This window comes from Polyangium sp. y55x31 (assembly GCF_029946505.1).
Lineage (GTDB): Bacteria > Myxococcota_A > Polyangia > Polyangiales > Polyangiaceae > Polyangium.
Genome location: NZ_JARZHG010000031.1, coordinates 77224 through 99944 on the forward strand (window position 1 = coordinate 77224; position 22721 = coordinate 99944).

At 68.2% G+C, this 22721-nt stretch carries 17 protein-coding genes; 9 read left to right on the top strand and 8 right to left on the bottom strand.

What is annotated here, in order from left to right; all coding sequences use genetic code 11:
- Nucleotides 1-59: 59 nt before the first annotated feature.
- Nucleotides 60-986 (top strand): STAS domain-containing protein, encoded by a 927-nt coding sequence (locus QHF84_RS37130; RefSeq protein ID WP_281318274.1) that lies wholly within the window; start codon nucleotides 60-62, stop codon nucleotides 984-986.
- Between the two features lie 28 nt (nucleotides 987-1014).
- Here the strand turns inward: QHF84_RS37130 and QHF84_RS37135 are convergent, their stop codons facing one another.
- The 5 genes from QHF84_RS37135 to QHF84_RS37155 all read right to left on the bottom strand — a co-directional run bounded on the left by QHF84_RS37135 (nucleotide 1015) and on the right by QHF84_RS37155 (nucleotide 10313).
- The gene (locus tag QHF84_RS37135; protein WP_281318275.1) at nucleotides 1015-1767 is read right to left on the bottom strand and encodes a hypothetical protein; all 753 of its coding nucleotides are present in this window, start codon (nucleotides 1765-1767) and stop codon (nucleotides 1015-1017) included.
- A gap of 61 nt (nucleotides 1768-1828) precedes the next feature.
- Entirely contained in the window at nucleotides 1829-2629 is an 801-nt protein-coding gene (locus tag QHF84_RS37140) for a hypothetical protein (protein ID WP_281318276.1), read from the bottom strand.
- Nucleotides 2630-3166: 537 nt separating this feature from the next.
- Nucleotides 3167-4213: a hypothetical protein gene (locus QHF84_RS37145; RefSeq protein WP_281318277.1), complete on the bottom strand. Its 1047-nt coding sequence runs from the start codon at nucleotides 4211-4213 to the stop codon at nucleotides 3167-3169.
- Between the two features lie 127 nt (nucleotides 4214-4340).
- Nucleotides 4341-9344 (bottom strand): AAA family ATPase, encoded by a 5004-nt coding sequence (locus QHF84_RS37150; RefSeq protein WP_281318278.1) that lies wholly within the window; start codon nucleotides 9342-9344, stop codon nucleotides 4341-4343.
- 165 nt (nucleotides 9345-9509) lie between these two features.
- Entirely contained in the window at nucleotides 9510-10313 is an 804-nt protein-coding gene (locus QHF84_RS37155) for an SUMF1/EgtB/PvdO family nonheme iron enzyme (protein WP_281318279.1), read from the bottom strand.
- On the opposite strand from QHF84_RS37155, the gene QHF84_RS37160 reads away from it, so the two are divergent.
- The 6 genes from QHF84_RS37160 (at nucleotide 10297) to QHF84_RS37185 (ending at nucleotide 16740) form a co-directional block, all read left to right on the top strand.
- Complete coding sequence (locus QHF84_RS37160; RefSeq protein ID WP_281318280.1) at nucleotides 10297-10575, top strand: hypothetical protein; 279 nt, start codon at nucleotides 10297-10299, stop codon at nucleotides 10573-10575. The two genes, QHF84_RS37155 and QHF84_RS37160, sit on opposite strands and share 17 nt — an antisense overlap.
- A gap of 18 nt (nucleotides 10576-10593) precedes the next feature.
- On the top strand, nucleotides 10594-11787 hold the full coding sequence (gene sucC / locus QHF84_RS37165; protein ID WP_281318281.1) for an ADP-forming succinate--CoA ligase subunit beta: 1194 nt from the start codon (nucleotides 10594-10596) through the stop codon (nucleotides 11785-11787).
- Nucleotides 11788-11827: 40 nt separating this feature from the next.
- Nucleotides 11828-12700: a succinate--CoA ligase subunit alpha gene (gene sucD, locus QHF84_RS37170; protein ID WP_281318282.1), complete on the top strand. Its 873-nt coding sequence runs from the start codon at nucleotides 11828-11830 to the stop codon at nucleotides 12698-12700.
- A gap of 267 nt (nucleotides 12701-12967) precedes the next feature.
- Nucleotides 12968-14005: an alpha/beta hydrolase gene (locus QHF84_RS37175; RefSeq protein ID WP_281318283.1), complete on the top strand. Its 1038-nt coding sequence runs from the start codon at nucleotides 12968-12970 to the stop codon at nucleotides 14003-14005.
- A 100-nt stretch (nucleotides 14006-14105) separates the two neighbouring features.
- Nucleotides 14106-14726, top strand: a complete 621-nt coding sequence (locus tag QHF84_RS37180) for a DUF4360 domain-containing protein (RefSeq protein WP_281318284.1) — start codon at nucleotides 14106-14108, stop codon at nucleotides 14724-14726.
- A gap of 247 nt (nucleotides 14727-14973) precedes the next feature.
- The gene (locus QHF84_RS37185) at nucleotides 14974-16740 is read left to right on the top strand and encodes a GMC oxidoreductase (RefSeq protein WP_281318285.1); all 1767 of its coding nucleotides are present in this window, start codon (nucleotides 14974-14976) and stop codon (nucleotides 16738-16740) included.
- Nucleotides 16741-16752: 12 nt separating this feature from the next.
- On the opposite strand, the gene QHF84_RS37190 is transcribed toward QHF84_RS37185, so the two are convergent.
- Together QHF84_RS37190 and pip are read right to left on the bottom strand one after the other, a co-directional pair.
- Complete coding sequence (locus QHF84_RS37190) at nucleotides 16753-17481, bottom strand: protein phosphatase 2C domain-containing protein (protein ID WP_281318286.1); 729 nt, start codon at nucleotides 17479-17481, stop codon at nucleotides 16753-16755.
- Nucleotides 17482-17533: 52 nt separating this feature from the next.
- Nucleotides 17534-18508 (bottom strand): prolyl aminopeptidase, encoded by a 975-nt coding sequence (pip, locus tag QHF84_RS37195; RefSeq protein ID WP_281318287.1) that lies wholly within the window; start codon nucleotides 18506-18508, stop codon nucleotides 17534-17536.
- A gap of 111 nt (nucleotides 18509-18619) precedes the next feature.
- Between pip and QHF84_RS37200 the strand changes: the two genes are divergently transcribed.
- Together QHF84_RS37200 and QHF84_RS37205 are read left to right on the top strand one after the other, a co-directional pair.
- A complete protein-coding gene (locus QHF84_RS37200; RefSeq protein ID WP_281318288.1) occupies nucleotides 18620-20461 on the top strand; it encodes a hypothetical protein in 1842 nt (613 codons plus the stop codon).
- Nucleotides 20462-20751: 290 nt separating this feature from the next.
- Complete coding sequence (locus tag QHF84_RS37205) at nucleotides 20752-21213, top strand: hypothetical protein (protein ID WP_281318289.1); 462 nt, start codon at nucleotides 20752-20754, stop codon at nucleotides 21211-21213.
- Nucleotides 21214-21285: 72 nt separating this feature from the next.
- Here the strand turns inward: QHF84_RS37205 and fumC are convergent, their stop codons facing one another.
- On the bottom strand, nucleotides 21286-22674 hold the full coding sequence (gene fumC, locus QHF84_RS37210; protein WP_281318290.1) for a class II fumarate hydratase: 1389 nt from the start codon (nucleotides 22672-22674) through the stop codon (nucleotides 21286-21288).
- Nucleotides 22675-22721 lie beyond the last annotated feature (47 nt).

The window sequence follows — 22721 nt, forward strand, 5'->3', positions numbered from 1 at the left end:
CGATGGCGGATCCGGAAGCACTGGAAACGCCGGGCGAAGAGGACCTAGGATGACGCCTCGTGGCGACCGAGGCCGAGGGCAGCATCGAGGATCGCGTCGCGGCGCTCGAACGAGCCCTCGCCGAGAAGGAGCGCGAGGCCGAGGCGCTTCGCTTGGAGCTCACACGACTGCACGTGGTGGAGCTGCGCAAGGCAAACGACGCGGCGCGCATCTTCGCGGCGCTGGCGGAGCACACGCCGGACGCGGTGGTGCTCGCGAGCCCCGAGGGCGACGTGACGCACGTGAACGGCGCGTACCACCGGCTGTTCGGCAGTGACGAATCGGTGATCGGCACGCCGCTCGTCGACGCGCTCCGGCCGGGCGACGCGTCGGCGCGCGAGGCGCTCTACGCGGCGCTCGTGGACGGCAGCTCGTATCGCGGGACGCTCACGCTGCGCGACGGAAGCGGCGCGCCGTTGCCGGCACAGGTGGACTGCTACGTGGTGCGCGCGGGCCCCGAGGAGGTGCTCGGCCTCGCGGCGATCGTGCGTGACCTCTCGGAGGAGCAGCGGGCGGAGGTGGAGCGAGCGGATCTCGAAGCGAAGGTGATCACCTCGCAAGAGGCGCTGATCCGCGAGCTCTCGACGCCGCTCATGCCGATCGCGGAGAGCGTCATCGCGATGCCGCTCGTCGGCTCGATCGGCGACACGCGCGCGCAGCAGATCCTCGAAGCGCTCCTGGCCGGGATCCAGGAGCACCAGGCGGAGACGGCGATCCTCGACATCACGGGCGTGTCGACGATGGACACGTCGGCGGCGAACGCGCTGATCGCGGCGGCGCAGGCGGCGCGGCTGCTCGGGACGAAGGTGATCCTGTCGGGGATCGGGCCGGCCGTGGCGCGGACGCTGGTGGAGCTCGGCGTGGAGATGCGAGGGATGACCACGAAGAGCACGCTGGCGGCGGCGATTGCGGAGGCGATCGGGCGGAAGGGCGTGGCTCGGCGGTAGGGTCGCCCGGGAAGGGTCCTCGGACGAGCTACTTGGTCCGGCGGCGCATGGCCGGTCGATATGCGCCCCCTTTGGGGCCTTCCACGTACTCCATGTAGAATTCGTAATCGTCGTTGGGCTCCTCGTTCTCGGCGATCACCCGGGGCTTCAGGTCGTCCGGGTGCGGGAGTTCGGCAGAGACGATGACGTGGAGAGAGATGCCTCCCGGCTCGGTGATCGACTTGTAGAGCTCCAGCCACGGATTCATGTACCGGCCGCCTGGACCATGGCGGATGTACGGCTCGTAAATCGAACCACCCACCTCCGTGAGGAACCATTCGCCTCCGGTCGCCTTGCGCAGGACTTCCCCGGCGTATGCGATGAGCCCCGGGAAGAGGTTGGGGATTTCGAGGATGCGCCTCTTGGGACGGATCTTCTTCAGGGCTTTTTCCACGAGGTAGAGGCTATCGAAGGAGCAGTCGAGGGACTCGCGGGGGACTTTGAGGATGCGCGCGAGCTCGTCGATGAGCGAGGGCACCGCCTCGATGAAATGGGGGCCCTGGGGGAGGTTGCCTTCGAGGACGTGCTGTGGCTGGGGCTCGCTGGCCCTCGCGGCGCTCTTCTCCATCAGCTCCTGTCGCGACGCATAGAGGAGGCCCTTCCCGCTCGCAGAGACGAAGAGGAGCTCACCACGATCGGAGACATAAGCAGGATGATGGGGAATGCTGTGCTCGGGATCCAGCGTCCACTTCTCCTCGGCCAGGAGCGCCTCGACCTCGGATTTTTTGACAGACCAGCACACAGCCCAACCTTTTGTATTGGTGGGACGACGACTACGCGGGTCGCTCTTCATGGGATTTCTCTCAATGGGGGCGCGTGTTGCCAGGCGTCCCAGGGTGTCCGACGAGGCCGTCATCGAGGATCGGCTTGTCCAGGCCCCGGTCGCCCGAAGCGCGTAGCTTCTGAACATAAAACGAAGGGCCGTCGAGGGTGGGGGCAGGGAGCTGCTTGCCTTGGAGGACGGCTCCGCAGTTCATGCACCAAGGGCGATGCACCTGGAGCTTGCCACCCCCGTGATCAACAACCGAGGACACCCAGACGAGGATGTTGCGGGAAGCAGCAACGTCTCCGATATCCGTACCGATCGTCGTGTCACCACACACGACGAAGTACAGCGAGGGATAGGCCCGATCGGGTCCTGTTGAGAAGGCCGCCGGCGACTTGGAGAGCGCGTCGAGCATGCCGAGGATCTGGTACTGGGCGTACTCCAGGTTGACGACCCCCTTGACAGCCTTGACTTCCACGAACGTGCTCTCGGGGTGCGTGCTGATGACCGGATGGAGCGATCCATGGAATCCCTCGACAGCGCCGGTCACGCCGTCGGGTATCACAGACCGAAAGCGTCCGCTGCGTCTCTCGCGCTCCCCTGACGTGAAAGGCTTCCTGTTCGACTGGAGCACCCTCGGCCCCGGCAACGCCCCGAGCACGTCCCTCTGGAACTGGAGCCCCACGGCCTGGTTGTACGTGATCCCCGTGTAGTTGTTCGGATTCCCGTAATACTCCCGCAGCTTCGCCGTCGTCACCATGTCGGTGAGCGCCGGCATGTCGTCGACGATGCACCCGGTCGTCGAGACGACGAGCACCACCCAGCCAAACGCGAACATCACGAACCGTGCGAACGCCCTCCACGTCGTGGTTGCGCCGCCCGAGTATCGATGCATGAGTTCCCGCCCTCCCTTCGAGGATATTCCCCCTTACCATGATCGCCTGGACCGACGAAACCCGTGCATGCGGCGAATGCAGAGCCATCGCTCTCGCGCAGGTGGATGCCGTCGATGACGATTGCGTAGGCGAGCGGCCGAGGTGATAGGCGACCTCGTTCGCAAGGTTTAAGGACCTCGTCCTCAACGTCCACGGACCTCGTCCTCAACCTCGGCGACCTCGCTCTCAAGGTCACGGGACCTCGTCCTCAACCTCGGCGACCTCGTTCTCAAGGTCGGCGGACCTCGTCCTCAACGTCACGGACCTCGCTCTCAAGGTCGGCGGACCTCGTCCTCAACGTCACGGACCTCGTCCTCAACGTCACGGACCTCGTCCTCAATCTCCAAGGACCTCGTCCTCAACCTCCAAGGACCTCGTCCTCAACCTCCACAGACCTCGTCCTCAAGGTCCAGGAACGCCGAACGACAAGGGCTGACGTATCAGGGCGCAGGCCGCGCCGCGGCCGTGACCCCTCCGCGCCGCCGCGCGGTCAACGTCGGCCAGGCCAGCACCGCAATCGCCGCCAGCACCATGGCCGCACCCACCATCTCGCTCACCGGCGTGGGCCGACCGAGCCCGAGCCACGCGAGCGTCGCCGACGCGAGCACCCCGGCGAGCACGCTCGACGCGCGATTCACCGGCACGCAAAACGCATTCTCGCGCCCATCGAGCAGAATGAGCGCGCCAAAAACCCCCGTGCCCTGCGAGAGCAAGCCAATCGCAATCGCCGGAAAAAGCGCGCCCGTATCCCCGATCGAGACGAACCCGGCGCGCAGCTCTTCGAGCGCCGCGCCCTTGCCGATCACCGCGCCCACCACGAGCAAGAGCACCACCACCGGCGTCGCGACCATCTGCTCTTCGACGAAATAACGATATGTGTCGTGCGGGTCGTCCGATTTCGCCAGATGGCTCATGAAGCGAAGCCGCACGAAATAACTGGCGAGGTATGCGGCGACGTCGGCCGCCGCGAGCATGGTCATCTCGTACCTCGCGCCCCCTCCGAGCGTCACGGCGAGCGAGGCGAGGCTGAGCCCGAGCGCGATCCACGAGGCCACACGGACGCGGCGACCGCTCCACGCGTCGACGAACGGCGCGAGGACGAGCACGCCGCCGCGCATGAAGAGCATCATGAGGACGATCGAGACGCCGTCGAACGTGTACGCGAGCGTGGTCGTCGCAATGATGACCGCCGTGGCCACGCCCGAGAGGAAGGTCCAGCGCGTGGGGACGGGGATCGACCGGCCGAGCACGATGCGATGCGTCGCGTACCGAAACAGGCCACGCCACGAGAGGAAGACGAGCATGCCCACGAGCGAGGCGATCGTCGTGACGGGCAGAAGCTCGAAGCCCGAGAGCGCGCGCGTCATGCCGGGGATCTGGCCCTGCGAAGCGAGCTTGGTGAGCGCGCTGTAGGGCCAGTAGCAGGCGAAATAGCCGAACGCGTAGAGCCAGATCCGGGCGTCGTGGGCGGGGCGGGCGTCGGTCACCCGTGGCCCGAAAGGAAGAATCGGACCAGCGGCGCGAGGCCTCGCGTTTCTCGGGCCGAACAGGCTCGGGCAGAGGCGCGGGATGCAGCGGTTGCGCAGGCGCGCAAGGGGTGCGCGGAGGCGCGATCTAGCTCCGCTTCCTCGCGCCCATCGCAAACGCGATCCCCGCCTGCAAGCTCCCCTTCGTCACGATCCCCGTGAGCTCGGCCGAGCTACCCACGAGCGACCGCGCCACGTCCGCGCGCATGCCCGTCAGGATCGCCTGCGCGCCGAGGAGCTTCAGCGCCGACGCCGTTCGCACGAGCGCCTCCGCGATGTACACGTCGCCGCCCTTCACGCCCGTCACGTCGAGGATCACCGCGCGCGCGCCGCGCAGCGAAGCGCCCCGCAGCGCCGCGCTCATCACCTCGTCCGAGCGCGCTCGATCCATCGTCCCGATGAGCGGCATCACCACGACGTCGTCCGTGATCGGGATGATCGGGGTCGAGAGCTCCGCCAGGCGCTCGCGCTGCACCTCGATGATGTGCTGCTGCAGCGACTCGCGCTCGAGCTCCGTGATCATGCGTTGTTCGAGTTCGAGGCGCAGTTGCTCCGCCGTCTCGTTCGCCTCCCGCGTGCGCCGCGCGACCTCTTCTTCGAGGCCCTCGTTCGTACGGAGCAACTCCTCCGTCACGCGCTGCACCTCCGTGTAGAGCAGCGCGCTCTCCACGGCGGCGCCCGCCTGCGAGGCGAGGAAGTCCACGAGCACGAGCCGCGCCGGCACGAACGCCTCCGTCGCGAGCGCGTGCTCCAGGTAGATGATCCCCACGAGCCGGCCCTTGTGCAGCATCGGCGTGCACAGGATCGAGCGCGGCGCGCGCGCCATCATGTAGCGATCCTTCGCGAAGCGCCGATCCGAGCGCGCATCGCCGAGCAGGAGCGGCTCGCGCGTGCGCCGCACGTACTCCACCACCGAGAGCGGCAGCTCCTCCGTCTCTTCCGCCAGCACGCTCGGGCCCGCCGAGAGCCGCTCCGGATCGACGACCATCGTCGCCTCGACCCAGAGACGACCTCCCCGCTCGATGAGCAGCATCCCCCGGTCCGCGCCCGCGCTCTCGATCACCGCGCGCACGACCCGCAAGAGCACACGTTCGAGGAGGATCTCGCCCGCGATCGCCTGCGCCGCGCGGATGACCGTGGCCGTATCGAGCGTCGCGAACGAACGCTCGCCGGGGCTCGAGTTCGCCGGCATGTCCCACGGCGGCGTCTCGTTCTCCCAGAGATCCTCGTACCGCGCCGCGATGTTCTCGACCTTCGCGCGCGCGCCCCAGCGCTGGTAGGCCTTGCGCGCGTCGAGCACGTAGGCGCGCGCGAGGCGCTTGCGACCCCGCGCGATGTGATGCACGGCAGCGCGCTCGCTCGCGAGCGCCTCGTCCTTGATGAAGTTGTGCTCGCACGCGCCCGCGATCGCCGCCTCGAAGAGGTCGATCGCCTCGGCGTCGCGCCCCTCGGCGCGCGCGCGCTCGGCGCGGACGAGGTCGAGCCGGTGCTGGTAGGTCTCCGGGCAGCTCCGCGCGAGCGCCGAAAGCTCGGCCTCGCGACGATCGAGCTCCGCCCGCCTTCGCGCCTGATCCGCAGGCGTGCCCGCATGGAGCCGGGCCGCCGCGACGATCGCGCCGTGGAAGATGACCTCCGTCGCGAAGTACTGCGCGACGACCGTGGGGAGAAGCGCCTCGGCCTCGGTGGCCGCCTTCTCCGCGAGCTCGAGGTCGTGGAAGAGCAAGCCGAGCTCGAGGCGCGCCGCGTGATAGCGGCACGCGATGAACGGGAGCTTCCTCTCGACGAGCGAGGCGACGAACGAGACCTCTTCGAACTCCCGATCCGAGAGCGAGATCCGACCCCGCGTCCGGCCGCGCAGGCATCGGATGAGCTGGTACATGATCCGCAGGTACGCCTCCGACGTCGCGTCCCGCGTCTTCTGCATCAGCGTGAGGAAGCCCTCGGCCTCCTGCTCGACGACGGCGAGGTCCTCGCCGATCCCGAGCCGCACCATCGTCGTGGAGAAACACGCGTACGACAGGAACGAGAAGTCGCCCGTCGCGAGCCCCTCGCGCTGCGCGCGTTCGAGGAACGGCAGGCACGCCGGGAGCGGGCGGCGGAACGGGTGCAAGGTCGCGCCCTGGTTCAGGTAGACCTTGCACGCGATGTTCGGGCTCGGCAGCCGATCGTGCAGGCGCAGCGCGATCTCGCCCATCCGATGGGCCTCTTCGTATCGCCGCGCCGCGACGAGGCTCATGCCGTAGGCCGAGAACCCGTACGCGGAGAGCTCGGTCGGGCCCCACGCGAGCGTCGCGCGCACCATCCGCGTGCACACGAGGAACAGGAGCGACGGCGACGTGCCGTACGTCGCCGACACGAGGTGCATGAGCGTCCGCAGGGTCGCGCGCTTGCGCGCATCGTCGAGCGGCGGCGCCGAGGTGATCGACTCGATCGAGCGCGCTTCGAGCTCGGTCGAGAGCTCCGCTTGCTCTTTCGCGAGCGCCGCTTCGAGCTCCGCCTCGTCGGGCAGCGTCTCGCCGAGCAGCGCGAGCGCCTCGCGGCCCACGCGCACCGCGTCGGCGAACCGCCCCTGCGTCACGTAGAGCACGACGAGCAGGTCGTGCACGCCCGCCCGATCGAGCGCCGAGGTCGCGTGCGAAAGGAGGAGCGCGAAGAGCTGCTCGGCCTCGTGGAACTGGCCCGTGAGGTAGGCGCACGCCGCGCGGTCGCGCGCGAGCGCGAACGTGAGGAACGACTGCTCCTCCCAGCCGCGCTCGCCCACGAGCTCCATGCCCGTCGCGAGGTAACCGATCGCCGCCTCGTACGCGGCCGCGCCCTTCGCTTGTTGCCCGCCGTCGAGCGCGAGCCGCGCGACCTCCAGCCGCTCGGCCGGATCCGTCATCACCGCGATGCCGCGGCTCATGTGCAAGAGCAGCTCGAAGAGCCCATCCCCCTCCGCGCCGATCTCGTCGCGCAGCCGCCGCCCGATCGCGAGGTGCAAGTGCGGCACCTCCTCCGGGCGCAGGAGCGAGTAGGCCGCTTGCTGCACCCTGTCGTGCGAGAACCGGAACGCACGCGGCGCGCTCGGCCTGGGCGGAGTCGACTTGCCCGACCCGCGCGACGGCGGTGGCCGCACGCGCACGGGGAGCACGAGCCCTTCCGTCAGCGCCGCGGCGAGGTCCGCGCGCACCTCGGTCTCGCTGCGCTCGGCGAGCGCCGCGAGCGCGTCGATCTCGAACTCGTGCCCGAAGACCGACGCGAGCACGAGCGTCCGCTGCGCCGCGGGCGAGAGGTCGCCGATCTTGTCGAGCAAGAGCGTCACGATGTCGTCGGTGACGGTCTCCTCGATACGCGCCTCGTCCGAGATCACGGCGCCCGTCGCCGGATCCACCTCGACGAGGCCCTCGCGCACGAGCGTGCCGAGGAGCTGCCGGATGAAGAGCGGATTGCCGCTCGTCTTGCTCCACAAGAGCACGCCGAGCGACTCCACGTCCGCGAGGTCGCAGCCGAGCAGCCCCGCGACGAGGCCACGCACGTCGGACGGGCGCAAGGGCCGCAGCTCCACCTTCGACACGGGCACGCCCTGCCACTCGATCTCGTCGATCACGCGCCCGATGGACCGGAAGCCGTCGCCATCCTCGCGGCCGCGGAACGCCACGATGACGAGCAGGTACGTCGACTGCGGATCGGCGAGCAGGTCGCGAAGGAGCTTGAGCGACGCAGGGTCGGCCCACTGCAGATCGTCGAGGAACAAGAGCACCGGGCGGCGCCGCGTGAACACCGACAAGAAGCGCTGCACGACGAGCGCGAAGCGGTTCTGCGACTCGATCGGCCCGAGGTCCGGCGCGGCCTCCGCAGGCCCGCCGAAGAGGAGCCCCACCTCGGGGACGACGCGCGTGACGAGCTCGGCGTTCGGTCCGAGCGCCGTGTCGATCTCGCTGCGGATGCGCGCGAGCTCGGACTCGCTCTCCGCGAGCGCCGCACGCACGAGCTCGCCGAGCGCGTGACCAAAGCCCGAGAACGGCAGGCCCTGCCCGATGGGATCGAACTTGCCCGTGACGATGTAGGCGTCCTCGGGGCCGATACGCGTGGCCGCGTCGAGCACGAGCGCGGTCTTGCCCATGCCGGCGCCGCCCTGGATGGCGAAGAGCTCACGCCCTCCGCGCCGCGCTCGCTCGATCGCCGAGGCGAACGCCTCGCGCTCGGCGTCGCGGCCGTAGAGCCGCACGGCCGACGCGAGCATCGTCGGCCGGTCCTGACCACCGAGCGGGAACGGATCGATGCGGCCCGATTTGCGCAGGCGCGTGAGGCACGTCTCGAGGTCGGCGACGAGCCCACGCGCGCTCTGGTACCGATCGTCGGCGCCCTTCGCGAGCAGCTTGAGCACGATGCGCGACACGGCCGGCGGCACGTTCGGCTCGAGCTCGTGCGGCGGCTTCGGCGTGCGCGCGAGGTGCGCGTGCACGAGCGTGACCGGGTCCTGCGTGGTGAAGGGCGGCGAGCCCGTCAGCATCTCGTAGAGCACGGCGCCGAGCCCGTAGAGGTCGGCGCGGTGATCGACGGGGCGGTTCGTGCGGCCCGTCTGCTCGGGCGGCATGTACGCGAGCGTCCCCTCGGGCGCTTGCGGGTTCGGCGTGCGCAGAGACTCCTCGCCGACACGCGCGGCCGACGTGAAGTGCAGGATCCAGACAGCGTCGTCTTCCTCGCGGAAGAGCACGTTCTTCGGCGCGATGTCGCGGTGGACGATGCCGTGCGCCGCGAGCGTCGAGAGCGCCCGGCCGAGCGAGGCCGTGATCTCGAGCGCGGTCTCGATCCGCAACCTGCGCGACGCGAGCAGCTCCGCGAGCGTGCATCCGCCGGGATCGGCGCGCAGCAGCGCGAACACGTCGCCGTGCTCGACGAGGCCGAGCGTGCGCGGGACGATGGACTCGCCGAGGTCCTTGGCGATCGCGTGGGCGCGGCGGATCCTCGCGCGTTCCTCGCCGCGGGCGCGGGCACGCGCCGTCTCGACGAGCACGGGCGTGCCGTCTTCGAGGTGGCCGCGATGCAGCGCGAAGCGCGCGTCCTCAGCGAGGGTTGCGAAGATGGTGCAGCCGGGGAACTCGGGGACCATGCGGGGGAAGCCTCCGCCGGAGGGGGAGTTTCGACCGAACGATACGGCGGGTTGGCGCGTGGATGGAAGGGCCGAGCATGCCCGGAAATGTGCTCGATTCCCCACCCGAGCCCCTCTCCCTCCCGGAAGGTGGAAGGGGAGAGGGACGAACCACGCGGAAAAACCTCAGGGCTTCGACACGGTCGGCTGGTGGGGGGCGCGCGTCTTCGGCGTCCACCCCTTGGAAAAGGCGCCGTGTTTTTTCGGGGTGGGCTGGGGCGGCGGGCGCCAAAGGGTCGGATCGGCGTCGGCCGCGGGATCGGGGGCGGCGTCGGCGCAGCAGCGGAAGGAGACGAAGTAATAGGTGAACTCCGGCTCGTGGCTCACGGTCATCGGCCGGCAGGCGTTGCGCACGTGGCCCCAGGCGCCGCCTTTGAGCCCTGCCCACTTCGACTTTTCGTAGTTCTTCTCCGCGTTGACCCACTCGTCCACGTTTCCGGTTTGATCGTGGACGCCGAACCCGCTCACGCAGCCGGGCATCTCGCCGCTCGACACGCTCTGGTCGAGCCGAAAGAGCTCCTGATCCTGGATCCAGGCCTCGCGCGAATAAATGTTCTTGAGGACGGGCTGATACCAGGGGTTGTCGATGTTGCAGGTTTTCGGGTCGCGCTTGTATCCATAAGGAAAAGGCGTCTTTTTCGGCCCTTCACAGGCCGCGACCCACTCGCTCTCCCAGCAGAGGCGTTTTCCCTGCTCCTGGCACATCTCTAGCGAGTCGTACCAGTCGACCATGACCGGCGGATGCGCGCCCTCTTTGTTCGGGTACTCGTATTTGTCGATGCAGTATCGCTGCCGCCGGAGCTCCGTCTTGCACTTCTGCGCTTGCTCGGCGAACTCGTGGCAGATGATGATCTTGTTCGGCTTGTTGTGCTCTTTTTTCAGGCACTCGAGCTCGACGTCGGGGCAATACGTCGTGTCGACGAAGGCCATGTCCTCCGGGCAGGGCGACTTCGGTTTGGCCTCGCTCGCCGGCGTCGCCGAAACCGCTGCCGCGCTCGCCGCCGGCGCGGCCGTTTCCGCCGCAGGAACGAGCTCCGCCGGAGGCGCGCTCGGCGTCACGCTGGGCACGCCCGTCGCGTTCGCCCCTTTTGGTAACTCCGTCGGACCGCCGCAGCTCGATGCCGTGAGGGACATCACGGCCGCTGCGGTCAACCTGCTCAAATTCGATCCCATGCTGGACTCATGCGTGTGATACCTTGCCCGCCCTCGCATGAAAATCCACGAGTATCAAGCCAAGCAAATCTTCGCACGCTACGGGATCCCCGTGCCGAAGGGTGAGCCTGCCTTCTCCGTGGCGGAGGCCGAGGCCGCGGCGCAGCGCCTGATCGAGGCGACCGGGATCCCGGTGGTCGTCGTGAAGGCCCAGATCCACGCCGGCGGTCGAGGCAAAGGCGGCGGCGTGAAGGTCGCCAAAGGCGGCGTCGCCGACGCGCGCGCTCTCGCCGAAAAGATCCTCGGCATGCAGCTCATCACGGTGCAGACGGGCCCCGCCGGGCAGAAGGTCCGCAGGCTCTACATCGAGCAGGGCCTCGACATCGACCGCGAGATCTACCTCGCGCTCACGCTCGACCGCGATCGCCGCCGCATCGCGATCATGGCCTCCCGCGAGGGCGGCATGGACATCGAGCAGGTCGCCCACGACACGCCCGAGAAGATCCACACGCTGCACGTCGACCCCGTGATCGGCCTCGCGCCCTACCAGGCCCGCAAGCTCGGGTACGCGCTCGGGCTCGGGGCGAAGGAGCAGATGCGGCAGTTCACGAAGCTCCTCGACGGCCTCTACAAGTGCTTCCTCGCCGAGGACTGCTCGCTCGTCGAGATCAACCCGCTCGTCGTGACGAAGAAGGGCGACATCGTCGCGCTCGACGGCAAGGTGACGTTCGACGACAACGCCGAGATCCGCCACCCCGAGTGGGCGGATCTGCGCGACGCGGACGAGGAGGATCCGGTCGAGCTCGAGGCGAAGAAGGTGGGCATCTCCTACGTTTCGCTCGACGGCGACATCGGCTGTCTCGTGAACGGCGCGGGCCTCGCGATGGGCACGATGGACATCATCCTGCACTACGGCGGCAAACCCGCGAACTTCCTCGACGTCGGCGGCGGCGCCTCGAAGGAGCAGGTGAAGAAGGCGTTCCAGATGATCCTCCGCTCCGACAAGGTGAAGGGCATCTTCGTCAACATCTTCGGCGGCATCATGCGCTGCGACGTGGTCGCGGAGGGCGTCGTCGCCGCGACGAAGGAGCTCGGTTTGTCGGTGCCGCTCGTGGTGCGGCTCGAAGGCACGAACGTCGAGGCCGGGAAAAAGATCCTCGACGAGAGCGGCCTCAAAATCGAGAGCGCCTCCTCCATGGGCGACGGCGCGCAAAAGATCGTCGCCGCGGTGAAGCAGGGCGCCGCGGCCTGATGCCGGGGATGATTTTCGTCACGAAAAGGAACCAGTTGCGATGAGCATTCTCGTCAACAAGGACACGCGGGTCGTCATCCAGGGCATCACCGGGGAGTACGGCTCGCAGCATGCCCGCGCCTGTCTCGCCTACGGCACGAAGGTCGTCGCCGGCGTCACGCCCGGCCGCGGCGGCCAGCGGTTCGAGGACAAGGTCCCGCTGTACGACACGGTGGAAGACGCCGTGAAGAAAGAGGGCGCCGACGTCTCGTGTATCTTCGTCCCGCCCGCGGGCGCGGCCGACGCGATCGTCGAGGCCGCGGACGCCGGCTGCCGGCTCGTCATCTGCATCACGGAGGGCATTCCGGTGCTCGACATGGTGAAGGTGCGCCGGTATCTCGAGGGCAAACCCACGCGCCTCATCGGGCCGAATTGCCCCGGCATCATCACGCCCGAGGAATGCAAGATCGGCATCATGCCGGGGCATATCCACAAGAAGGGCCATATCGGCGTCCTGTCGAAGTCGGGCACGCTCACGTACGAGGCCGTCGGACAGCTCACGGCGCTCGGCGTGGGCCAATCGTCGTGCGTGGGTATCGGCGGCGACCCGGTCGCGGGCATGGACTTCATCGACGTGCTCGAGCTCTTCAACGAGGACCCGGACACGCACGGCGTGATCATGATCGGCGAGATCGGCGGCGGCGCGGAGCAGAAGGCCGCGGCGTGGATCAAGGCGAACATGAAGAAGCCCGTGGCGGCGTTGATCGCCGGCCGCGCCGCGCCTCCCGGCAAGCGCATGGGTCATGCGGGCGCCATCATCTCGGGCGGCAAGGGCACGGCGGCCGAAAAGATCGAGGCGCTCGAAGACGCCGGCGTGAAGGTCGCCCCGACCCCGGCCGACATGGCGTCGACGCTGATGAGCCTGATGAAGTAATCGGCTCGCGTCCCTCCTCTCGTTCCCTCCCCCGCACATTCCCTCGTTTCTCGCCTCTCCGGGCGGGCTCAGCGCATCACGTCTCCGGCGCTCGTGTCCGTCGCCGCGGGTTTCTCCCGTGTGCTCTCTTTCTCCAGTGCGCTCACCGATGCCTGGCCTGCGAATGGCAAGCAGAGGCGATCGAGTGTCGTGGTGCCGCGCGGCCAAACGAGGCGCTTCGACCCCGCCTGGTTGCTTCCGGCTGTGCCGGAACGGGGAGGACGTCCAATGAAATCCGTGGCCCTTTGGAGCAGCCTGCTTTCGACGGTGACACTCCTTTTTGCGCTCCCCGCATCCGCGGACCCGCCGGGCGAGCAGGTCCTCTCGCTCCCTGTGGAGCTGAGCCCCGGAGTGACGGCCGATATCGCGGCCCAGGTGCTCGTGAATCCAGACCATCCGAACGGAGGCCGCACGTTCGTGATGCTCCACGGCCTGGCCCACACGGGCAATACCTTTCGGCCTCTGGCCGACGCCGTCTTCGCCGACAACAAGCTCGACGCACGGCGGGTGGTGCTCCTCGACCTGCCCGGCCATGGCGAGAGCCCGCTGCCTCAGGGGATTCTCTTCGGGCTGCTCTCGCTCGGCGATGACGTGGCGGCCCTGACGGGCGCCCTGGATGCTCTCGGGCCTCTCGGGCTTCACGCCGACGTCCTCGTGGGGCACAGCCTGGGAGGGGAAATCATCGAGCTCACGCAGAACGAGCTGATCACCGAGGGGACGAGCCTCCGAGCCCGCTTCGCCGTCAACGACGTCGTGCTGCTCGCCCCTGCGATCCCGAGCCCATTACCTTGGTCCCTCGCGGACAGCGGCGCGGGCGCGGCGGCTCTTGCGCCCTTCGTCGTCCTGGGGGATCCGCTCCTCGGCCCTCATCTATTCATCCCCGCTCCGGCCTGGCAGGGCCTGTTTTTCACGAACAGCAAGGACAAGCTCGTGCAAGGTCCGCCGAGCGTCGCCGAAATTGTCGCCCAAGGATACATCGCCCCCGAGGCGCTGGTCGCCAGCCAGGAGCTGCTCGGCGTCGGCACCGTACGCCCCACGGTGAGCGCGGGAATCTTCGATCCATCCCACGGGAGTGATGCTTGCGTCGTTGCCTTCAGCGAGGACCTCTTCCTCCCGGCCGGCGAGGAGAGGCCTCATTATCGCTATCTCACGGGCGACACACAGGACGAACGCTTCGTGGTCGTGACTCGCTTCGGTGCTGTCCACGACATGCTCATCTCGGATCCCGATGCCGTGGCCAACGCGATGCGGACATGCTCGAAATGAGCGCCGAGCCGCCCAGCCTTTTCCCGACTGTCCAGGCTGGGTGAAGCTCGCTTGCCGAGCAGGCGGAGTCGTCTCATGGAGGCCACGGGAGGCCACGACCATGAGGCATTTCGCGCTCTCTTTCCTCGCCTTCTCCGCCGCGATCGCCGCCTTCTCCGCGGAAGCGCGGGCCGAGGCGCCGGAGTCGTTCGCCATCCGCGACCTCAAATACTCGGGCCCCGGCTGCCCCGCAGGATCCGTCGCTTACCTCGCCTCGCAGGACGCGGAGGCGTTTACGATTCTCTTTTCCAAGCTCTACACCGAGGTCGGCCCGAACGTGGACCGCGGCGACGCAGAGAAGCGCTGCAACCTGAACATTCTCTTCGATTTTCCGCCTGGCTGGTCCTTCGCGATCGAGGGCGGCGACGTGCGCGGGTATGCCTTCCTCGAAGCGGGCCTCAGCGGCATCATCCGCTCGACGTATTCGTTCCCCGGCCTGTCCCGCGAGGAGCGCGCCTTCGAGATCGTTCTCCAGGGCGAGATGGACGACAACTACGAGAAACACGACGTCGTCAATCCGGACCGCCCCGTCCCCTGCACGGGCCGGAAAAACCTGCACATCAAGACCGATACCCTCCTCGACGACCGCTTCGCCCGCGGCAAGCGCGGCCTGCTCACCGTCGACAGCGTGGACGGAGTGGTTCGACAAACGTATCGATTGCGCTGGACCCGCTGCCGCTGACGAGAGTCGGCTCTGCCGCGGGCGCGAGGGCACGCCCGAGGGCCCCGCCTGGCGCGTCGAGCCGGTGCACGGGGCCGTGCGCGAAAAGTCTTGACGTCGGGACGCGATTGACGTTGCATCGTCGTACGATCGCCCACCGAGTACCCACCACACGACGTCCGTGCTGGCGGTGTGCAGCGGCGAGCGTGGGCTCGTCATGTCCGAGCTCGAGGGGGCCATCACAATACATCTGAAAGGGGAGGGGCTCATGAGCGCAGCCTCGTCATCTTCCAATTTCAATTACGGTTTTCCGACGCCCGGCCCGCAGACACCCACCGGTCAGCAGGTGATGAACCACGTCTTCTTCCTCTCCGAGACGGGCTGGAAGAACGTGCGAGAAGAGGTGAAGCTCGATCTCATCATCATCGGCAGCGGCTTCTGCGCGTTGGCCCTCGCCGAGCGCACGCTCGACCGGAACCCGCACGCCAAGATCCTCATCATCGAGCGCGGCTCGTTTTTCCTACCGCAGCACTTCCAGAACCTGCCCATCTCCTATCAACGCACCCTGGGCGGCCTCTCCGAGACCTTCCCCTGGACGCTGTCGGCCAATACGAGGAAGCAGCCGAAGGGCAACATCCAGTACCAGCACGGAATGGTGCCTTTCTTCGGCGGCCGCAGCACCCTGTGGAGCGCGTGGTGCCCCCGCCCCACGCACGAGGAGATGGCGGGCTGGCCCGAGGAGGTCATTCAAGCCGCGAACCGCTACTTCGAGGATGCCGAAAAGCTCCTCAACGTCGTCCCCGCCGACAAGATCGACGAAAACCTCGATGAGCCCAAGCTCCGGCGCAAGGTCGCCCAGAGCCGCCCGGTTTACTCCAAGCTGCAGAGGCGCCTGCAGAGCATGCTCAAGGACAACCGCCACGAGATCCCGTCGATGACGCGTTTCATGGCGGCGCCGCTGGCGGTCGGGGCCGGCGTTCAGGAGGGGCTCGATTTTGCGAAGTTCTCGACGCCTGCCCCGCTGCTCAACCTCATCGACCGTCAGGCGCGGCTCGCGGGGAAGGGCGAAGGCAGCCCGCTGTACATCGTGACCGACTGCGTGGTCACCCGGATCCTCCAGCAGGAGGTCCTTCGAGGCGAGAGCAAGGAGTACCACGCCACCGCGCTCGAAACCTCGCGCGGCGTGCTCAACGTGGGTGACGCGAAAGTGGTCCTGGCCATGGGGACGCTGCCGGCGACCACGCTGGTGCTCAATTCATTTCCGCAGGTGGAAAAGGCGGGCAGGCGCTTCACGTCGCATTTCATCACCTCGGTGGTCGCGCGGATCCCCCGGGACGCCTACTCCTTCGGCGACGAGCTCGAGGAGCTCGAGCTCGCGGCGATCTACGTCGCGGGAGAGGACCCGAGGAGCAAGATGCAGTACCACGTTCAGCTCTCCGTGCTCTCGGACAAAAACCCCGAAAAGTTCGCTGAAAAGGCGGCTCGCTACATGCCCGACGTCGTGGCGACGGCTTCGCCCGAGCAGCTCGCGACGTCCAAGGACCACCTGGTCTTCGTGTGCGCCGTGCTCGGAGAAATCGATCACGACAACCCCGACAATTTCTTCCGCCCGAACGGCGGGTCGGATCCCACCACCAACGTGACCTTGCAGGTGCTCGCCAGCGACAAGGACCGGCAAACGTGGGATACGATGGATGAGGGCACGTTCCAGCTCCTCGAACGCGCGCTTTTGCCGAAGGGCGCGAATGACAAGGGGCTCGAATACTGGCACGGCGAACCCAACGAGGGCACATGGTCGCAGGTGCGCCCGAGCCCCACGCAGCGCCGCGTCCCAGGCCTCGTCCACGAAGGATCGACCCTCTGGATCGGCAAGGGCAACGAGGGCGTGGTCGACCTGAACTACAAGCTCAACGGCGTGGAGAACGTGTACGTGACGGGCGGCGGACTCTGGCCGACGAGCGGCTCGTGGAACCCCACCCTGACGATGGTCGCGCTCGCGCAGCACCTCGCCGACAAGCTGGCCAAGCGAACCTAGGCAATCCGGCGCTCAGGGAAACCGGCTCCGCCGCCTGCGCGAAGGCACGCCCGAGCTCCGCTTCGGGCCTCCGGTGAGGATCCGCCGCGGCACCTTCGAGATACGCTTTCGCGCCACCGGGTTTGGCGGCAAAAACGAGATCGCCACCGCGGCGACGTCCACCTCGTTCGCGCCCTGCCGCGCCGCCACGAGCCCCCCGTCGAGGAAACGGTGGACGAGGCTCTCCATGGCCTCGTCCGCGCCGGACGCGAAGAGACCGTCCGTGAACAGAAGCAAGTGCCGCACGCCCGCGAGCTTGCGCGTGCCCGCACGCACGTACGCCTCGGCCGAAGGCTCGCCGGAGAGCACGTGCTCGTCCTCCGGCGCGAGCCGCTCGAACGAGCCGTCCGCCCGCACCACGACGACCTGACTCCGTCCGACCATCAGCCACTCGAACGCGTCCTTCGCGACCCGCACCACGGCCGCCGCGGTGCCCGTGTGCGCCCCGCCCTGCGCCCGCGCCTCGCCGATGCGCCGATTCGCCTCCTGACAGAGCTCCGCGAGCGACGCGCGTGTCCGATCGCCGAACACCTCGCTCGCGATCGTCCCGCTCGGCCCCCCGTCGAACACGCCGTAGACGTGCCCCGACACGAGCAGCACGTCCTCGTTCGGGGTCGTGTCCCCGGGCGTTTTGGACGAGGCCGCTTCGAAGAGCGTCTCGACCGTCATGGCCAGCGCTTTCCGGGGGGCCTTTCGTTTCATGTCCCAGGCGATTCAACCAGGCTCGCGGAGCGCCGTCAATCGCCGGGCACGCTCACTTCTTGCTGCGAAAAGCGTCCGTCGCCGTGACGAGCTCGTGGACGATCCCCGGCTCGAACGCCGAGTGCCCCGCGTCGGGCACGATACGCAGGTTTGCCTCGGGAAACGCGCGGTAGAGGTCCCAGGCGCTCTTCGCGGGGCAAACCACGTCGTAGCGGCCCTGCACGATGACCGTGGGGATGTGGCGAATGCGGCCCACGTCCGTGAGGAGCTGCCCGTCGTGCTCGAAAAACCCGCGATTCACGAAATAATGGCATTCGATACGGGCGAATGCGTCCGCGAACGTGTCGCCCGCACACCGCGCGATGTAGTCCTGGTTCTGCAAGAGGAAGCTCGTGCTGCCCTCCCACACGCTCCACGCGCGCGCCGCGGCTTGCCGCACGGCCGCGTCGTCGCTCGTGAGGCGCTTGTAATACGCGGCCACGATGTCGCCGCGCTCCGCCTCGGGGATCGCGGCGAGGTAAGGCTCCCAGGCGTCGGGGAAAAACGCGGCCGCGCCGATGTCCTGGTAAAACCAGTCGATCTCCCACTGGCGCAGGAGGAAGATCCCCCGCAGCACGATCTCGGTGACGCGCTCGGGGTGCTTCTCCGCGTAGGCGAGCGCGAGCGTCGAGCCCCACGAGCCGCCGAACACCTGCCACCGCTCGATCCCGAGGTGCTCGCGCAATCGCTCGATGTCCGAGACGAGGTGCCAGGTCGTATTGTCCACGAGCGAGGCGTGGGGCGTGCTCTTGCCGCAGCCGCGCTGGTCGAAGAGGACGATGCGGTAATGGGCGGGATCGAAGAACCGCCGCTGCTTCGCGTCGCTGCCGCCCCCGGGCCCGCCGTGCAGGAAGACCACGGGTTTTCCGGCGGGATTGCCGGACTCCTCGAAGTAGAGCTCGTGCACGTCGGAGACGCGCAGGCGCCCGGTGCGATACGGCTCGATTTCGGGGTACAGCGTCTTGAGAATCGGGAGCGTTCCGGCCATGGGCGCGCGAGCTTGCCAGACGACCTCACGCGTGTCCATCGGGGGAATCTTCCAGGCCGCTCGGAACGCGTGGTATGTGTCGGGCCCCCCAGGGAGGGAGAACGCTCCACCATGAACGAACCCATTTCCTCACACGCGGCCGATCACGAGCCGCCCCCGCCCGAGCCCGTCGACGAGCTCGTGGAGGATCGCAAGAAACGCGGGCGCCGGGTCCTCACGATCGGGGCGCTCGCGCTCGTGATCGGGGGCGGCGGCCTCTTCGGGCTGCTCCGCTATCAGGACGCGCAAAACACGAAGGCGATCTCCGAGGCGTGGAGCGCGTTCGCCACGTGCACGATCGGCCCCGAGCTCGACGAGAACGAGCCCGCGAGCAAGCGCTTCCGGCGCGTGCAGCTCGAAGCGATGACGATGACGGACGCCGAGCGGATGACGCCCGGCGTGGACAAACCCTGGCCCGCCGCGTGCGCGCCGCTCGGCCACGCCGTCGCCGAGGTCTGGAAGAGCGCGGGGCGCACCGAGGAAGGCGGCAAGGACCTCGGCGCGACGGCCGAATCCCTGGCGAAATCCCTGGGCGAACCGACGGCGCGCACGGCCGACCTCTCCGAGGCGATCGACGCGGCCTTCACGCAGGCGAAAAAGGCCGCCGTGCAGCGCGTGGTCGTCGAGAAGGGCCCGCGCGCGCCCGAGCCGGTGCGTCCCCTCGATGCGACGCGCCTCGACGAGCTCGCCGACCCGCTCTCGCGCACGGCGTTCACCTTCAAGGCGGCCTACACGGACGCGCACCCGGCGGGCGTGATGCGCCTGCTCATCGAGGAAAAAGGCGTGGAAAAGGCGCCGTTCCTCTGCACGTTCGCCACGAAGGACGCGAAGGCCACCTGCAAATCGCTCCCGGGCTCGCTGCCGAAGGGCCACGGCCTGCGCCTCTGGGGCACGGCCGACGACGACTCCGCGCCGCTCGTCTTCGCGGGCGAACGTGGCCAGGCCGGCATCTTCCGCGCGGACAGCGGCGACAAGATCGACGCGATGTACAGCTACGGCGGTTATGCCAAGAAAGACGGCGCGGCCGCGGCGCTCGGCTTCGACGAGAAGACGAAAGACCTGCTCCTCACGCGCAGGCCTCCCGGCAGCACGCCCGGACGCACCAAGATCGAGCCTGATTTCCGGATCGGCAATTATTACTATTCGACGCAGATCCTCTGGGACCACCTCGTCCTGCGCGGCGTGACCAAGCAGAACGAGCGCCGCCTCTTCGTCTCGCCGTATGGCGTCGCGGGCAAAACCGAGCCTTCGTTCGTCGACATCGGCGAGCTGCCCGAGCCGGGGCTCGTCGAGGGCGGCGCGGACGAACCTCCGCACATCGGCGGCTGCCGTTCGTCCGAGGCCATGGTCGTACGCGTGAAGGGCTACGACAACGATTTCATGAGCTTCCTCGTGGGCGGCAAGTGGAGCCCGCCGATGTCGCCGAAGGTCAGCGACGGCGTGCTCTCCTGCCACGGCACCGAGGCCGTGGTCACGCGGCTTTATCCGGGCGGCCCGGACAAAGGCTGGGCCACGAAGATCGCCCAGAGCCAGTGCACGACCGCCGGCTGCACCGTGCACGACGTCTCGTTCGACAAGATCCTGAAGGGCCAATACGAGTTCGGCCCGCGCGAGATGAAGGTCGACGCGGTCGACGTCAACGGAAAGCTGCTCGTCGTGTGGGCGGCGGGCGAGCGTGGCGGCGTGCGCATGCGTTATGCCAAGGCCGAAGAAATCGAGCGCGCGGACGACTCGATCCTCTACGACGACCTCTACAAGGACGGCCAGGTCCAGAAGCTCTCGACGCTCTTCGACCTCCGGCTCTTCTCGCGTGATGGATTCGCGATCCTGCTCCTCTCGACGGTGACGGGCGTGTATGCGCTGCGCTTCGACGCCGCGGGCGGGATGACGCCGGTCGAAGTCACCTGGGAGTGACGCGGCCGCGCGGCGGTAACGACATCCACCCATCATGTTTGCCGCCGCGTGTCACGTCCGGGCGGGGCAAGCAGCCGCCTGAGGAACGGCCGTAGGCGCGTCGGGCCCCTCCGCCGACGAGCGGCTCGGAACGCGACCGCGCGCTGGAAAATGCGGCCTGCGTGAGGAGACCCTCTTTTCACTGTCGCTGGCACTCGCTATATTCGTGTTTGCCATTGGATTCGGGGGCGGTCCGCCGCCTCTCACGGTCACCGGCGCGCGCATGGCGTGCGTCCATGGAGGAGCGTGCGATGGGAGCTTGCACGAAGGTGCTGGGAGCGGTCGTCGCGATAGGGATCGCGTTCGGCGCGCCTGCTTCGGCTTGGGCACAGGAGCCGCTGGGCCCGCTCTCGGGCGGCAGCCTGCCGTGGCAGCCTGGTCAGGTGTTTGCACGAGCGACCCCGTTCGGGGACGGCTACCGCCGCGTCTTGCGCGATACGTTCGAGGCATTCGAGGCATTCGCGGATCTCTCCCGTTATGGCGCGCCGCGCGCCATCACGCCGGCGGTACAGGTGACCGTCCCCTCGCAATTCTGGGGCGCGGACGCGCGGACGTACATTCCGCAGAGCCCCGAGCAGCCCACCATTTACGTGGGACCGGCGCGGGCTCAGCTCATCCCGGTCGAGACCGCCACGACGGTCGTCGCGGAATCTCGCGGCATGCAGGGCGTGCTCGTGGGCTTTCAGCTCGAGCTGCCCTGGATGATTCCGTAGGGGCTCAAACGAAAGCTGCTGGGCGCCGGGCGCGCGTGGTGATCCCCCTGGCCACGCGCGCCCGGTATTTCTTCAGCTCGAACCGATCATGCGCTCGGGCCGCACGATCGCGTCGAACTCCTCACCCGTGAGGAGCCCGAGCGCGAGCGTCGCCTCGCGGAGCGTCGTCCCCTCGGCGTGCGCCTTCTTCGCGATACGCGCGGCCGCGTCGTAGCCGAGCCGCGGCGCGAGCGCGGTCACGAGCATCAGGCTCTTCTGGAGGTTCTCCGCGATGCGGGCGCGGTTCGGCTCGATCCCGCGCGCGCAGTGCTCCTCGAACGAGGCCATCGCGTCGCCGAGCAGCCGGATCGACTGGAGCGTCACGTGCAAGAGGAGCGGCTTCATCACGTTGAGCTCGAAGTTGCCGCCCGCGCCGGCGATCCCCACGGCGACGTCGTTCCCTTGCACCATGGCGGCCACCATGATCACGGCCTCGCTCTGCGTCGGGTTCACCTTGCCCGGCATGATGGAGCTGCCGGGCTCGTTCTCGGGGATCGTGATCTCGCCGAGCCCGGCGCGCGGCCCGCTCGACAGCCACCGGACGTCGTTCGCGATCTTCGTCAGGCTCGCGGCGAGCGTCTTCAGCGCGCCGTGGGCGAACACGATCGCCTCGTGCCCCGCGAGCGCCTGGAACTTGTTCGGCGCGGGCACGAACGGTAGCCCCGTGAGCGCGGCGATCTTCGCGACGGAGCGCGCGGAAAACTCCGGATGCGTGTTGAGCCCCGTGCCGACCGCGGTCCCGCCGAGCGCGAGCTCGAAGAGCGGCGGCAGCGCCCGCTCGATCATCCCCTTCGCTTGATCGAGCTGCGCGACCCAGCCCGAGATCTCCTGCCCGAGCGTGAGCGGCGTCGCGTCTTGCAGGTGCGTCCTTCCGATCTTCACGACGTCCGCGCACGCGTCGGCTTTCCGCGCGAGCGTCTCGCGCAGCGTCGCGAGCTTCGGCAGCAGCGTGGCCGTGATCTCGGAGGCGATGGCCACGTGCATCGCGGTGGGGAACACGTCGTTCGAGCTCTGCCCGAGGTTCACGTGATCGTTCGGGTGGATCGGCTTCTTCGAGCCGAGCACGCCGCCGCTCGTCTCGATGGCGCGGTTCGCGATCACCTCGTTCGCGTTCATGTTCGTCTGCGTCCCGCTGCCGGTCTGCCAGATCGAGAGCGGAAAATGCGCGTCGTGCTGGCCTTGGATCACCTCGTCGGCGGCGGCCACGATCCACCGCGATTCCTGCTGCCCGAGGAGCCCGAGCTCGGCGTTCGTGAGCGCGGCGGCCTTCTTCACGAGGCCGAGGGCTCGGAGGAACGGCCTCGGGAAGCGCTCGGTGCCGATGGCGAAGTGATGCAGCGATCGCTCGGTCTGGGCGCCCCAGTAGCGGGAGGCCTCGACCTCGATGGGTCCGAACGTGTCGGTCTCGATGCGCGTCGTCATACCGCAGGCTTAGCAGTGTCCGCGCTTGTCATCTGTCCCGATCTTTG